Consider the following 15,590-nt stretch of genomic DNA (forward strand, 5'->3'; position numbering starts at 1 on the left):
GAGCCGATGCACGTACTGGTGACCGGGGCCTCGGGCCTCCTGGGGTCCTCGGTGGCCCGCGGGCTCGTCGAGCTCGGGCACACCGTGACGACGCTGCAGCGCAGGCCCTCCGGGGTCGACGGGGCGCGCGACGTCCAGGGGTCAGTCACAGACGCCGGTGCGGTCGGCGATGCCCTGAGCGGCGGGGCGGAGCTGCCGTCGGTCGACGCGGTGATCCACCTGGCCGCGAAGGTGTCGATGGCCGGCGATCCGGCCGAGTTCGACGCGGTCAACATCGAGGGCACGCGCACTCTGCTGACCGCCTCGAAGCAGGCGGGGGTGACGCGCTGGGTTCACATTTCCTCGCCGTCGGTCGCGCATGCGGGATCGGCACTCATGGGCGACGGGGCGAGCCCTGCCAGTCCCGCCCGTGCGCGGGGCGACTACGCGCGGACCAAGGCGGCCGGTGAGCTCCTGGCTCTGGACGCTGACACGGACGACTTCCGGGTGCTCGCGCTGCGCCCGCACCTCATGTTCGGACCCGGCGACACCCAGCTCACGGAGCGGATCATCGACCGCGCGCGTGCGGGACGGATGCCGATCCTGGGCGACGGGGCCGCGCTCGTCGACATGCTGTACGTGGAGAACGCCGTCGATGCGATCCTCGCGGCGCTCCCGGCGCTGGAGCGCGTGCACGGCGAGGCGCTGGTCGTGACGAACGGGCAGCCGCGCATGATCGGTGAGCTGCTGAGCCGTCTGGCCGTGGCGGGCGGGGCACAGCCTCCCGTGCTGCGCGTGCCGACCGGAGTCGGGCTGTCTGCGGGCACCGCCGTCGAGGCGATCTGGACCCGCCTGCCCCAGTCCGCCAAGGACGCGGGAGACGGGGAGCCGCCGCTCACCCGGTTCCTCGCGGAGCAGCTGTCGACGGCGCACTGGTTCGACCAGCGCCGCACGCGCGAGGTCCTCCAGTGGACGCCGCGCGTCTCCATGGAGGAGGGCTTCGCGAGGCTGGCGGAGCACTACGGCGGCGTGACCGTCTGACAGGTGCGTCTCCTGCCGAGTGCGCCTCCTGCCGAACCGCCGAGTGCGTCTCCTGCCGGGTGCGCCTAGCGACGAGTGCACCTCCCGACGAGTCGCCGGTTGCGTGTTCGAGACACCGTGTTCTAGCGCGGTGTCTCGAACACGCAACCGGCGTTTCGCGGATCTGAGTGCTGGTCTGAGTGCTCAGCTCGGGCGATGCGGCAGGTAGATCTCCTCGAACATCCGCTCGCCGTAGGTGCTGAGGTCCACCGGCTCGGAGGCGAAGTCCTCTGCGAACCCGACGTAGTCGCCGGTGTCCACGTGGCCCTCCTCCTCAGCGATCGCGAGCCACTTGTCATAGGCCTCGTCAAGACGGTTCGACACGTCTTCGCCGTCCAGCGCAGTCGACCCGACGGTCTCCGCGCGGAGGTCGTCGATCGCACCGGACAGCGCTTCCTCCCCGTCGTCGCCGAGCCGTCGGATCTCTCCGCCGTTCTCCCCGATCATGTCGACGGCGTCCGCGTTGAAGGCCACTGACGCCTCCAGGCTCCGCGCATTGCTCTGCGCGTAGGCATCGAAGATCACCTGCTGCGCCGCCAGCGGCAGCTCCTGATATCCGGGACCGGCCACCACAGCGGTCGGGCTGCGACCCCACGCCGCATCGGACGGCAGCGTCACGTGCGGCGCGACCTCGAGGAAGCCGTATTCGGCGCCGATCCTCATGCCGCCCAGAGTGCAGTCAATGGTATTGCGCTGGAGTGCCTCGTAGGCTTCCACGAACGGCATCGACACGGGCGACCCTCCCATGCTCTCCACGATCGCGAGGTCCGCTGCGGAGCCCACCCGGATCTGCTTGCCCGAGAAGTCGTCGAGGCTCGTCACCGGCTCTGCGCACATGAGCGCATTCGAGGTCTCGAACATCACGGGACGCAGGACGCTCACACCCATGGACTCGTAGTTGTCCATGATCTCCGGAGTGTTCCAGGCGACTTCCATCATCGCGGCCGTCGTGGAGACCTCCGTGACATAGGGACTCGCAGGCGGCCCCGGTGCGAGGTTGATCAGCTCATTGACCGCCTCGTACTTGCTGGGAGTGTAGATCGGGATCTCGACTCCGATGTCGATGCGACCGTCCGCCGCGGCTTCCGTGACCTCATCGAACGCAGCGATCGCCTGTCCCCACACCGGGTCGAGGGTGACCTTGCCGCCGGACATCTCTGCGACGTGATCGATGAAGCCCTGTTCGGCCTCACCCGTGTGGCCCTGAGCCGACTGAGCGCCGGGCTGGTACGTCAGGGTGACCGGCTCCATGTCAGCGAGCGCTTCCTGATACTCCTCGGGCGACGCTCCGAAGTCGACGCCCGCTCCGGACTCCGACTCCGCGGTCGCGGACCCCGCTGAGCCGGCACAGCCGGCGAGACCGGTGAGTGCGACGACGCTGAGGACGGCGAGCGTGCGCGTGATAGGGGTGTGCAATGAGTTCTCCACTCTTCGTTGAATGCGGTCGGAACGGGACCCGTCGGTCATTTGCCGATGGAGCAACGAACCGTTGCCATCGGTGAACCGCTGGAGAGGCTGATCCGCGAGTATCTCTACGTCGAGATACTGACCGATCGTTCGGCAAGACTGCCGTGGTACAGAACACTAATGCAGGCAGCATCCACTTTCAAGAGTTGGAACGATCGTTCAATCAGCTATCAACGCGGGTCCCTCCCCCACCGTCCCAGCTGATGCGCCCGGGTCGTGACCGCTGGGAGAACGGCATCGACCACACGGTCCATGCCCGGCCCCCATGAGGAGATCGAGTGTCTTCTGCGCACACCGGAGCCGCCCCACCCCCGTCCGCCGACAACCCGCCGGGCGCACACGGCACCCACACGACAATGGCGGGTGCGTCCCTGCTCAGTCGGTCGCCATCGCTGATACGCTCGCCTGCTGCGACACGCGCACCGTCATGCTCGCATCACCGCTCGTCCATGTGGGCCCATTCATTCATGTCCGCCCATACCGCCCTGGCGTCCGAAGCGGCTTCGCTCGTCATCCCCAGCGCCGGGCTCGACGCCTCGACAACGCTGGCGACGAAGCAGGACGAGGACGAGGACGATCGCGCCGCCGAGCGCGTGCCCCTGCCCCACGATGCGGCGGATCTGGTCGTATCTCCCGCTCACACGCCGGCTGAGTGCTCCAGACACCGTGCCAGAACACGGCGTCTGGAACACGCGGCCGGAGTTTCGCGGATCGGGGACAGGGAGCCGGGATCAGCCCTCCGGGATGAACTCCTTGCGGAGCAGGTGCTTCTGCAGCTTGCCGGAGGCGTTGCGGGGCAGTTCTGCGACGACCTCGAGCCTGGTGGGCTTCTTGAACGAAGCGATCCGGTCGGAGATGAAGGCCTGGATCTCCTCGAGAGTGGGCGGATCCGCCGGATCCGCCGCGGCCACGATCGCCAGGGGGGTCTCGACCCACTTTGCGTCCGGGACGCCGATCACGCTCGCGTCCGCGACCTTCGGGTGCGCGGCGACGGCCTGCTCGACTTCGACGGAGGAGATGTTCTCGCCACCGGAGATGATGATGTCCTTCGCACGGTCGACCACGTAGTGGAAGCCGTCCTCGTCCACCCGCACGAGGTCGCCGGAGTGGAACCATCCGCCCGCCGACGATTCCGTGGTCTGCTCCGGCTTGTTCCAGTAGCCCTGCATATAGCCCGGTCCGCGGTAGACGATCTCTCCCGTCTCCCCCGGTGCTACGTCCTCGCCCATCGCATCGACCACTCGCGCGGCGACCATGCCGATCGGCTTGCCCACCGATCCCATCTTCCGGAACGAGTCGTCACCGGTCAGCGCACAGGTCGTGGGCGCCATCTCCGTCTGGCCGAAGGCCGCGGAGATGATCGCGTTCGGGAACGTGTCGGCCATGAGCTGGAGAGTCTCCCGGCTGGCCGGCGATGCGCCCCACGAGATCGCATCGAGCGGCAGGTTCCGCTCTCGGATGCCCGGCAGGGAGCACAGCGCCTGCCACAGCGTGGGCACGAGGAACAGCTTCGACACCCGCTCCGATTCGATGAGGTCCGCCAGCGCCTCCATCTTCATGAGGACCTGCGGCGGCGCGATGACGACCTTCGTGCCGTTGAAGAACGTGGGGTAGAGGAAGCCGAGCCCTGCGATGTGGAACAGCGGGACGACGATCATCGCCACCTCGTCCTCCGTCCCGGCCGGTCCCAGGCGATTCGTGTTGATCGCCTGGGCCGCGAAGTTCAGGTGCGTGAGCATCACGCCCTTGGGCGCCGACGTCGTGCCCGAGGTGTAGACGATGAGAGCGGTGTCCGTCTCGGCGACATCGACGAAGCGGTGCGCCTTCCCGGACGATGCGATCTGCTCGAACTGCTTGCCGAAGCCGATGAGGGGGATCTGACCCGCCTCGGGAGCGTCCGCGAGGATCCCCGCACCCATCGGGTCCGCGAATCCCACCTTCGCCCCGCTGTCAGTGACGAGGTAGTCGACTTCAGCAGCGATCGACCGGATGTTGAGCGGCACAGCGATCCCGCCCACGGAGTTGATCGCAAGCAGCGCCGTCGCGTAGGCGACGCTGTTGAGACTGAGGATGAAGACGCGGTCACCTGGGACGATTCCGCGCTCCTGCAGGTCAGCGGCGACTGCGCTCACGCGAGCATCGAGCTGCCCCCAGGTCACGGCACCGTCCGCCCCCGTGAGCGCGACGGCATCGGTGCGACTGTGCGCGTGCAGGCTGAGCATGTTCATCCAGTGCAGTCGTCGACTGGCTGCCAGCTGCTCTTCGGGGGTCAGGGCATCGAGCGCTGTCGCTGCCGTCGCTGTGGTCCCGGAGGACACCTCTGTGGGCACTGCGGTGCGGACGGCCCGCTGCGGATTCTGCATCATCGTGGTCGCTCTCCCTTGAACGATCGTTCAGTGTTGCTGATGCCATAAGACTAGAGGCTCGACCCGTCTCAGACAACAGTATTCGGCCGCGCTTCCGACGCCTCCCGCGGCAGCGGACCCCACAGCGGCCGTGCAACGTGATGCGCACCACTCGCGGAAGAGCCCGGCGTACAGTGAGAACATGATGCAGAGCACTCCCGCAGGACACGACGAAGAGCCGCGCACCTACGCCGAGGTCGCACGAGACGCCGCAGATGACCCCCACGCCTTCTGGCTGGGTGCCGCGCAGGCGATCGACTGGGTCACGCCGCCCACACGCGCGCTCGACGAGGAGAACGCGCCCATCTACCGGTGGTTCCCCGATGGGACCCTCAACGTCTGCGCGAACGCGCTCGACCGGCACGTGGAGATGGGCAGCGGCGACCGCGTGGCGCTCGTCTACGACTCCCCCGTGACGGACACGGTGCGCGAGTACACGTTCGCAGTGCTCCGCGACGAAGTCTCCCGCTTCGCCAGGGCACTCGCCGATCGCGGAGTCACGAAGGGCGACCGCGTGGTCATCTACATGCCCATGGTGCCGGAAGCCACCATCGCGATGCTCGCGTGCGCGCGGCTGGGCGCAGTGCATTCGGTCGTGTTCGGCGGCTTCGCCGCCAACGAGCTCGCGGTGCGCATCGACGACCTGCAGCCCAAGGCCGTCATCAGCTCCTCCTGCGGCATCGAGAAGACCCGCATCATCGAGTACAAGCCCCTGCTCGACGAGGCCCTGCGGATCGCCACCGCCCGGCCGGACTTCAGCGTCGTCGTCCAGCGAGAGCAGCATCGCGCGGAGCTGCAGGAGGGCTTCGACCTCGACTACGCCGACCTGATGGCCTCCACGCCTGACGGGATCGCACCGGTGCCCGTGCAGGCGACAGACCCGCTCTACGTGCTCTACACGTCCGGGACGACCGGCAGGCCCAAGGGCATCCTGCGCGATGCCGGCGGCTATGCGGTCGCCCTGCAGTGGTCGATGGGCAATCTCTTCGGCTTGCAGCCCGGAGACACGATGTTCACCGCGTCGGACGTCGGCTGGGTCGTCGGGCACTCCTACATCGTCTACGCGCCCCTCCTCGCCGGGGTCACCACCGTCCTCTACGAGGGCAAGCCCGTCGGCACTCCCGACGCCAGCGCGTTCTACCGCGTCATGGACCAACACGACGTGAACGTCTTCTTCACCGCGCCCACGGCGATGCGGGTCATCCGCAAGGAGGACCCGGACGCCGAGCACGCGCGAGCCGCGGACCTCTCCGCCCTCCGCGCCGTGTTCCTCGCGGGGGAGCGCCTCGATCCGGACACCTATGAGTGGACGACGGCGACCATGGCGGAAGCGACCGGGCTGGACATCCCGGTCGTCGACAACTGGTGGCAGACGGAGACGGGCTGGCCGATCGCCGCGAACCCGCTGGGGATCGAGCGCCTGCCGCTCAAGGCGGGCTCGCCGACCGTGCCGACACCGGGGTACCGCCTGCGCGTCGTCGATCCGGCCGGCAACGACGTGCGCGCCGGTACGGAGGGGCTGATCCTCGCGGACCTTCCTCTGCCTCCCGGAACGATGGCGTCCATCTGGGGCGACGACGAGCGCTTCGTCTCCACCTACCTGTCCACCTTCGAGGGCACGTACCTCACAGGCGACTCCGGCTACCTCGACGAGGACGGCTACGTCTTCGTCATGGGACGCACCGATGACGTCATCAACGTGTCGGGGCACCGCCTCAGCACCGGCGTGCTCGAGGCCGCGATCGCTTCGCACCCGGCCGTCACCGAGTGCGCGGTCATCGGCGTCCACGATGAGACCTCAGGACAGTCGCCCCGTGCGTTCGTCGTGCTGTCGCCGAGCGCTGATCCGGAGATGGTCCCCCAGGAGCTCGTCGCGCTGGTCCGCAGGGAGGTGGGGCCCGTCGCCGCCCTCAGGCGGGTCGACGTCGTCGATGCCCTGCCGAAGACCCGGTCGGGGAAGATCCTGCGGAAGACGATGCGCCAGATCTCCGACGGCGAGGCCGACGTGGTCGTCCCGTCGACGATCGAGGACCCGTCCGTGCTCGACGCGATGCGCACGACCCTCAGTCGACGGTCGGAGTGACCGCGGCCGCCGCCTCTGCATCCATGTCCACGCCCTGCGTGAACTGGGACATGTAGAGGCGGTGGTAGGCGCCTTCGGCGGCCAGCAGCTGATCGTGGTCGCCCTGCTCGACGATGTCGCCGTCCTCCATGACGAGGATCGTGTCCGCGTCGCGGATCGTCGACAGACGATGGGCGATCACGAACGACGTGCGGTCGGTCCGCAGCGCGGCCATCGCCTCCTGCACGAGCATCTCCGTGCGGGTGTCGACCGACGACGTCGCCTCGTCGAGGATGAGCAGGGCGGGCTGGGCGAGGAACGCACGAGCGATGGTGATGAGCTGGCGTTCGCCCGCGGACACGTTCGCTCCGCCGTCCTCGACCTCCGTGTCGTAGCCGTCCGGCAGCGTCTGCACGAAGCGGTCGACGAAGGTCGCCTTCGCAGCGATGGCGACCTCGTCGTCCGTGGCATCCAGTCGCCCGTACCGGATGTTGTCCCGGATGGTCCCGCCGAACAGCACTGCGTCCTGCAGCACCATCCCCACCTGGCCGCGCAGCACCCCGCGGTCGAGCCTGCTGATGTCGACGCCGTCCAGCAGGATCCGGCCCGCGTCGATGTCATAGAAGCGCATGAGCAGATTCACGAGCGTGGTCTTGCCCGCACCGGTGGGTCCGACGATCGCGACCGTCTGACCGGGCTCTGCCACGATGGACAGATCCGAGATGAGCGGCTTCTCCGAGGTGTATGAGAATGCCACATGCTCGAACTGCACCCGGCCCTGCACCGGCTGCTCCAGCTCGGCCGGCTGCGGTCCATGCGGATCCAGCGCTCCTGCCGCAACCTGCTGCGACAGGTCCTCCTCCTGCTCGTCGGCATCGAGCAGTTCGAAGATCCGCTCTGCCGATGCAACACCGGAGATGAGCATGTTGGCCATGCCCGCCATCTCCCCCAGCGGCGCGTTGAACTCGCGCGAGTACTGGATGAAGGCAGTGACCTGTCCCAACGACATCTGGCCAGAGGCCACGCGCAGCCCACCCACCAGGGCGATGCCCACGTAACCCAGATACGTCACCCACTGCATGATCGGCATGATCATCCCGGAGTAGAACTGAGCGCGGAATGAGGCTTCGTAGAGGTCCTCGTTCCTCTCGTCGAACGTCCCGCGCATCGCCTCCTGGCGGCCGAAGACCGTCACGAGATCATGGCCGGTGAAGGACTCCTCGATATGGCCGTTGAGGCGTCCGGTGTTCTTCCACTGCGCGGCGAACAGCTTCTGCGACTTCGATCCGACGAGGCCCACGACGAGCGCGGCGATCGGGAGCGCCACGAGCGCGATGAGGGCGAGCTGCCAGGACAGGGCGAACATCATGATCGTGATGCCGACGATGGTGAGCACCGCATAGAACAGGGACGCGAAGGCCTGCTGCATGGCTGTCTGCACATTGTCGACGTCGTTGGTGGTCCGCGACAGCAGGTCGCCGCGCTGGCGGGTGTCGAAGTAGCTCAGCGGCAGCCGATTGACCTTGGCCTCGATCTTCTGGCGCAGCCGGTAGACGACTCGCATGACGATCTCGTTGAGGACGAAGCCCTGCAGCCAATCGAAGACGGAGGCCACCAGGTACATGCCGAGCACGAAGAACAGCATCTCCGACAGCGCGACGAAGTCGATGGAGCCGTCCAGCCATCCGTCGAAGATGACGTCCATCGCCTGGCCCAGCACAGCGGGCGCCCAGACGGAGAGCACTGTGGAGACGGCGCCGAAGAGGAGCACCATCGCGATCCCGGCCTTGTGGTCCGTGAGGGTCGCGAACAGGCGTCCCAGCGACGGCCAGAAGGCCTTCGCCTTCCGCGGCGCGGAACCTCCGTCGCCGGAGGCCGCGCCGGCCTCGAGTTCGGCGATCTCGTCCTCGGACACCACGACGTCCCTGGACCGACCATCGGTCGATCCCGAGGCGCGGGAGCGGTAGGCCGGCCTGCGGACGTCGGGGAACAGGTCCTCGGGCCGCTCGCGGCGGTTCGTGCCGGTTCTCATGACACCTCCTCCGCCTTCACCTGGGAATCAACGATCTCTCGGTAGGTAAGCGATGACTCGAGCAGTTCAGCGTGCGTGCCGCGGCCGACGATCCGCCCTTCATCCAGCACGAGGATCTGGTCCGCTTCTGTGATCGAGGCCACCCGCTGGGCGACCATGATCGAGGTGGCGCCGTCGGTGTAGCCGGGCAGCGCCGCCCGGAGGTTCGCGTCGGTCGTGACGTCCAGTGCGGAGAAGGAGTCGTCGAACAGGTAGACGCGGGGCTTCGCCACGAGAGCGCGGGCGATGCACAGCCGCTGCCGCTGACCGCCGGAGACGTTCGTGCCTCCCTGCGAGACCGAGGACTCCAGGCCGCTGCGGGCGCCCTCGCCGTCGCCGGTCGTCCGGTCTGCGACGAAATCGGTCGCCTGGGCGATGTCCAGCGCGGCCCACAGCTGGCCGTCGGTGGCCTCGGGGTCGCCGAAGCGGAGGTTCTCCGCGATGGATCCGGAGAACAGGTACGGCTTCTGCGGGACCAGCCCGACCGCGTCGGTGAGGGTCTCCCGGGCCAACTGGGTGACGGGCACTCCGTCGACCAGGACCTCGCCCGCGGTCGCGTCGTAGAGACGGGGGATCAGGTTGACCAGGGTGGTCTTGCCCGCCCCCGTGGAACCGATGATCGCAGTGGTCTTCCCCGCTTCGGCAGTGAAGGAGACGTCGTCGAGGACCGGAGCTTCGGCACCCGGGTACGCGAAGGACACGCCGCGGAACTCGACCGTCCCGTCACGCCTCTGCGGCGTCGTGGGCGATGCCGGCTCCTGCACCGATCCGGTGGTGGTGAGCACCTCCCCCACACGGCGCGCGGAGATGATCGCCCGCGGGAACATCATGAACATGAAGGTGCCCATCATGACGGCCATGAGGATCTGCAGGAGGTACTGCATGAACGCGGTGAGCGCGCCGACCTCCACGAGCCCCTCGTCGACGCGCAGACCGCCGAACCACAGCACTGCGGCGGTGGCCAGATGCAGCACCAGGGTGATGATCGGGCCCATGAGCACGAACAGGCGGCCGATGCTGATCGACGTCCTGGTGAGTGCGGCGTTGGCGTCGGTGAAGCGTGCGGCCTCATGCCGCTCCCGCACGAACGCGCGGACGACGCGGATGCCGATGATCTGCTCGCGCATCACGCCGTTCACGTCGTCGATGTTCAGCTGCATCCGCTCGAACAGCGGCATGAGTCGGCTCGCGAGCACACCGACGATGACCACCAGGAGCGGGACCGACACCCACACCAGCCATGACAGGCCGGGGTCCTCCTGGATCGCCATGACGATCCCGCCGATCGACATGATCGGAGCCATCACCATGAAGTTCAGCGCCATGAGGACGACCATCTGCACCTGCTGCACGTCGTTCGTGCCGCGGGTGATGAGTGTGGGTGCGCCGAACCGCCCCATCTCCTCAGCGGAGAACCGGTCGACGCGCAGGTAGACGGCCTGACGGATGTCGCGGCCGATCGACATGGACATGCGCGCGCCGAACCAGACGGCGGCGATCGCGGTGAACACCTGCAGCATGGCCACGGCGAGCATGATGCCGCCGACCCGCCAGATGTAGTCGGTGTCGCCGGTGGCGATGCCGTTGTCGATGATGTCGGCATTGAGACTGGGCAGATACAGCGTGGCCAGGGTGGCGGCCAGCTGGAGCACCAGGACGGCAACGACATGCCCGGTGTAGGGCCTGCCGTAGTGCCGGACGAGCTTCCACAGCATGGTGATGCTTCCGGGTAGTGAGGGGATCGCCTGCTGAGACAGGCGCGCAGACTATTCTGCCCCACCCGTCAAGACGGATGTGCTTCGCGGCGCGCCCCTCGTGGTGGGCTCGCACACGTTCGGACCGGCCCGCGCCGAGGTCGTGCGCGCCGAGGTCGTGCGCGCCGAGGTCGTGCGCGCCACGGAGGGGCCGGGACCGCCGCTGCGGTTCCCGGCCCCTCCGTGCGGATGCGGCGGACGCGCTGCGTCAGCCGCGGCGGCGACGCGCCGCAGTGAGCGCTGCCGCTCCCAGCACTGCCGCACCGATGCCGACGAAGAGCACGCCGAGGTCGGATCCGGTGCGCGGGAGGCTCCCGCCTCCGTCGTGGGACCCGTCGTCGGTCCCGTCGGTCGAACCGTCACCGGAGTCCTCGCGACCGGAGTCCCCGTCGTCCGAGGGCTCGTCGGTCGGATCGCCCGAGGAGTCATCGGACGAGTCCCCTCTCGGACCCTCGGCCGGATCGTCCGCGGGGTGCTCCGACGGTTCTTCCGTCGGCACCCCGGGCGGACCGTCCGTGGGTTCGTCGGAGGGCTGCTCCGACGGGTGGCCGCCCGGCTCCTGCGACGGACCGTCGGAGGGGGCCTCGCCGGGCTCCTCGGAGGGCTCGTGCGACGGGTCGGCCGACGGTTCGTCGGTGGCGTCCGGCGACGGCTCGTCCGACGGGTTCTCCGTCGGCTGCTCGCCCGGCTCCTCGGTCGGCTGCTCACTCGGGCCCGCGGAGGGATCGTCCGAGGGCTCGTCGGTCGGGTCCTCCGTCGGCTGCTCGGTGGGCTGCTCGGTCGGTTCCTCCGTCGGTTCTTCGGTCGGCTCGTCCGTCGGTTCCTCGGTCGGCTCGTCCGTCGGTTCCTCCGTCGGTTCCTCGGTCGGTTCCTCGGTCGGCTGCTCGGTCGGCTCCTCGGTCGGCTCCTCCGTCGGGTCCTCGGTGGGCTCCTCGGTCGGGTCCTCTGTGGGCCCGGGCTCTCCGGGGGCCTCCGCTGTCGTGAACTCGACGCGGCCGCGCGCGCCCTCGATGCCGCGGTCGGAGATGCCGTAGACCTCGCCGTAGTACTCGGTCGCCGGTGTCAGGCCGGTGAGCGTCCGCGTGACGTCGTCGAACCGGTTGAGGGTCCGCGCGCTGCTGCCGCCGATCTCTCCGTACCGGATCTGGTAGCCGTTCTCCGCATGTTCGACGGCCTCCCAGCTGAGCGTCGCCGAGTCGGCCGTGACCGACTCGACGACCGGTGCAGGGGCCTCGGCACTGGGCAGGGTGCCGACGGTGCGGAACGTCAGCCGCTGCGGCTGGGTCCACGTGGCCGCCCCGTCGAGGCTCAGCCGGGCCTCGACCTCGTACTCGGTATCGGGCGAGAGCCCGGTGAGCTGCATCGAGGTCCCCCATCCGGAGATGGTGCGCTTCCGGGCCGGGTCGAACTCCCCGCCGACCTCGCGCCACGTGAACTCGCGCGTCGCCGTCGTGTCGAGGCGGTCCCACATCAGGGTCGCGAACGTGTCCCCGACGTCGGAGGTCGTGAGACCCGCGATCTCCTCCGGGCCGCCCTGTCCGGCTCCGTCGAAGAGGTCCTCGCGCTGCTCGTCGGTCAGCGCGAGCGTCTCGCGGTGGAGGAGTGCACCGTTGGCAGCACTCCCGCCCTGCGTGGCGTTCCAGACGACGATGTCGTAGTCATCGGGGACGAGTCCGGCCGCAGGGACGGACACGGTCGCGTCGAGCGCCCCGCCGGTCAGGAACCGGAGGAGGGAGGCGCCGTAGCCCATGGCCGTGCTGTTCGTGACCGCCTGGTCCGGCGTCGACGACGGCACGATCCCGTAGCCGATGGAAGACATCTGGTTCGGAGCGACCCCCGCGGAGTTCGGCGGGAGGCGGTCGACGGTGAAGTCCGAGCCCTCGAGGAGGACCTGCAGGCCGTCCTCTGCCGAGGCCGCGGTCACCGTGTGCGCGACGGTCGGCCGGAGCTCGGCCTCGGTCGCGACGGTCCCCGTCGCCCAGGGAGAGGTCGCCTCGCCGGCGACCGCACGCACGCGGATCTGGTACTCCGTGTCCGCGATGAGGTCGGTGAGCACCGCAGACGTCTCCTCCGTCGTGGAGGCGACCCACTCGCCGGCCCCGGCCCGGTGCTCGACCTCGTAGGACTCCGCGGAGTCGACCGCGTCCCACGCGAGCGAGGCCGTGGTCTGCGTGACGTCGGACGACGCGAGTCCCGTCGGGGCGGCGAGCTCGATCTCGTGCGCCGTGTAGGTCACGTCGATCGGCTTCGTCGGCTTCTTCGGGTCGAACATCCCGCCCGATGAGAACCAGTAGGCGGACTGACCCGTGCGGATGTTGTAGTCCACCCAGTCCTGCGGAAAGGAGCCCCAGTCCGCGACCGTGCGATTCTGATCGAAACCGCTGCCGCCGGTCTCGGTCTCCACGCCCAGGTAGTCGGGCGTGACGGTGAAGCCGTCCTCGGTGAGGTCCACGGTCGCGTCCGCGAAGTCCGCGACGGTCCCCTCCACGGCGGGCAGGCTCTCCCACTTGCCGAGGTCCTCCATCGACGCCCCGTAGCCGGTGAACGTGCCGACGATCCGGCCATGGCCGTCCTCCACCTCGAGGCGGGGATCGTTGACGGTCCAATAGGTCATGCCGCTGTAGTAGACGAACGACCACGAACCGTCCCACTGGATGTACCCGGTGTCCGTGTCCGGGTCGACCGTGCCGGTCCCGCCGGTGATCTGGACGCGGTTGCCCGACGTCGAGTCGGCTGCGGTCCGCGTGGGGTTCCCGTTCGGGTCGAGGCACTTGTCGTCCCACGTCGCGACGTGGTCGACACCGGCCGAATCCGGCTTCACGATGGTCGTGTTCCCGGACTCGGCGGCGTAGTAGGACTCGTCGAAGCCGCTCGTGCCCCCGGTATCGCCGACTTCCCCGGCTGCGAGGAAGTGGCACGTGCCCGGGAGCGGCGCGGCACCGCCGGACTCCGCGTTGACCTGCCAGTCGAAGAGCGCGTCATCGACCTGCAGGTTCTGTGCGATTCCGGGGGAGGCGATGAGCGCGCCTCCGACGGCGAGGGCGGAGGCGGCACCGATCGCCACTCCGGTTCGCCACCGCGCATGCGTGCGCGGAACTGTTCTCGTCATTGCATTCCTTCGTCTCAGTCCCGCCCGAGCGGACGGGGACACGCTGTGCTCGTGCATCGGACCGGACGTCGGATACTCGTCCGGCTCTCGTCGAATCCGCGATATGGCACAGGGGAGGCCGGGAGCCGTGGGCTCCCGGCCTCCTGCACGGCCTGTGCCGATCGCGTGTCGCGGGTCAGGCCGCGACGCTCACCTGCGGCTCAACCGCAGGTCTGCACGGATCAGCTGCGGCGACGACGCGAGGCGAAGAGCGCTCCCGCACCCACCGCGATCGCGCCGATGCCGGCGAACAGCCCGCCGATCGAGGCGCCGGTGCGGGGCAGATCGCCGCCGCCGTCCGAGCCGTCGTCGCTGCCGTCACCGCTGCCCCCGTCGTCGGAGCCGCCGTCACCGCTGCCGCCCTCGTCGGAGCCGTTGTCTCCGTCGTCGGAGCCGCCCTCACCGTCGTCGCCCTCGCCGTCTGCGACGACGGAGAACTCAGCTGACAGGTCCTCGAACGCGACCTCCGGCGCGTCCGCTTCGGAGCCCGCGTTCGCAGCCTCACCGTGACCGGGGACCGTGACGGAGTACTCACCGATGTAGTCCTCGGGGTTCGCGGTGTTGGTGCCGTAGACGATCGTCGATGCCACGCCGTCCTCACCGGCGGTCGCGGAGAGCACGGACTCCTCGACGTTCTGATCCGAGGTGGGGGCGACCGTGAACTCGACCTCGGTGCCTTCGGACAGGCCGGTCACGGAGAGCTCGACGCCCTTCTCCGCGTCGATGAAGTCGGAGACCTCGACCTGGTCCGTGCTCAGCTCGATCTGCACGCCCTCGTCGTCGCTGCCGTCGTCGGACGGGTCATCAGACGGGTCCTCCGAGGGATCTTCAGACGGATCCTCCGAAGGGTCCTCACTCGGATCGTCCGTCGGGTCCTCGGTGGGGTCCTCGGTCGGATTGTCTGTCGGATCCTCGGTGGGGTCCTCGGTCGGGTCGTCCGTCGGGTCCTCAGTCGGGTCCTCGGTCGGATCGTCTGTCGGGTCCTCAGTCGGGTCCCCGGTGGGGTCCTCGGTCGGATCGTCCGTCGGATCCTCGGTCGGATCCTCCGGGAACAGCGCGTCCCGCTGCTCCTCCGTGAGGTCGATCGACTCGCGGTAGAGGACGGTCTCCTCGGTGCCGTTGCCGTGGGCCGCCCAGACCACTGCGTCGTAGTCCTTCGCTTCGTCGAGCTCGTCGGCGTCGACCTCGGAGACCTGCTCGAAGCTGTTCGGGACGGATGTGTCCTGGAAGAACGAGAGCTGCGCGCCCAGCGCGTCGTCGGACGTGAACTCGTTCGACTTCTCCCGGTCGATCACCGCGGAGTAGACGCCGACTGCGTCCTTGCCGGTCGCAGCCTGAGGCAGGTTCTCGTAGTCCGTCCCCGCGACGGTCACGCCGAGGCCGTCCTCCTCACTCGCAGCCGTGACCTCGTGTGTCGTCTCACCGGTGAAGTCACCCGGGACCTCCGGGTCCTCGGTCGGGTCCTCCGTGGGCTCCGGCTCCTCGGGGATCTCAGCCGTGTAGTCGATCGTGATGGGTGCTGCGGTCTTCTTCGCATCGACCTGTCCGCCGGAGGTGTACCAATAGGCCGCCTGACCGGTCTCGACATTGAAATCGACCCAGTCCTGCGGGAACGAGCCCCACC

The 15,590-nt window shown here is 68.7% G+C and carries 8 protein-coding genes; 2 read left to right on the forward strand and 6 right to left on the reverse strand.

Annotated features, from left to right (window positions below):
- The first annotated feature begins 6 nt into the window (after positions 1-6).
- The gene (locus BSP109_RS05535) at positions 7-1,020 is read left to right on the forward strand and encodes an NAD(P)-dependent oxidoreductase (protein WP_101599665.1); all 1,014 of its coding nucleotides are present in this window, start codon (positions 7-9) and stop codon (positions 1,018-1,020) included.
- 183 nt (positions 1,021-1,203) lie between these two features.
- Here the strand turns inward: BSP109_RS05535 and BSP109_RS05540 are convergent, their stop codons facing one another.
- Positions 1,204-2,475, reverse strand: a complete 1,272-nt coding sequence (locus BSP109_RS05540; protein WP_180959623.1) for a C4-dicarboxylate ABC transporter substrate-binding protein — start codon at positions 2,473-2,475, stop codon at positions 1,204-1,206.
- A gap of 782 nt (positions 2,476-3,257) precedes the next feature.
- Positions 3,258-4,892, reverse strand: coding sequence for an AMP-binding protein (locus BSP109_RS05545; RefSeq protein WP_219618498.1), 1,635 nt, complete (start codon positions 4,890-4,892; stop codon positions 3,258-3,260).
- Positions 4,893-5,073: 181 nt separating this feature from the next.
- Here BSP109_RS05545 and BSP109_RS05550 point away from each other — a divergent pair, with 181 nt between their 5' ends.
- The gene (locus BSP109_RS05550) at positions 5,074-7,014 is read left to right on the forward strand and encodes an acetate--CoA ligase (protein ID WP_374700136.1); all 1,941 of its coding nucleotides are present in this window, start codon (positions 5,074-5,076) and stop codon (positions 7,012-7,014) included.
- On the opposite strand, the gene BSP109_RS05555 is transcribed toward BSP109_RS05550, so the two are convergent.
- The 4 genes from BSP109_RS05555 to BSP109_RS05570 all read right to left on the reverse strand — a co-directional run.
- Positions 6,995-9,025 carry an ABC transporter ATP-binding protein gene (locus tag BSP109_RS05555; protein ID WP_101599658.1) on the reverse strand — a complete coding sequence of 677 codons (2,031 nt, stop codon included), beginning with the start codon at positions 9,023-9,025 and terminating at the stop codon, positions 6,995-6,997. The two genes, BSP109_RS05550 and BSP109_RS05555, sit on opposite strands and share 20 nt — an antisense overlap.
- Positions 9,022-10,779, reverse strand: a complete 1,758-nt coding sequence (locus tag BSP109_RS05560) for an ABC transporter ATP-binding protein (protein WP_101599659.1) — start codon at positions 10,777-10,779, stop codon at positions 9,022-9,024. Before BSP109_RS05560 ends, BSP109_RS05555 begins: the two co-directional genes overlap by 4 nt.
- 247 nt (positions 10,780-11,026) lie before the next feature.
- On the reverse strand, positions 11,027-13,927 hold the full coding sequence (locus tag BSP109_RS05565) for a PT domain-containing protein (RefSeq protein ID WP_180959624.1): 2,901 nt from the start codon (positions 13,925-13,927) through the stop codon (positions 11,027-11,029).
- Positions 13,928-14,148: 221 nt separating this feature from the next.
- The coding region (locus BSP109_RS05570; RefSeq protein ID WP_146001087.1) for a PT domain-containing protein at positions 14,149-15,590 on the reverse strand (1,442 nt) is incomplete at its 5' end.

Source organism: Brevibacterium sp. Mu109 (assembly GCF_900169375.1).
In the GTDB taxonomy this organism is placed as follows: domain Bacteria; phylum Actinomycetota; class Actinomycetes; order Actinomycetales; family Brevibacteriaceae; genus Brevibacterium; species Brevibacterium yomogidense_A.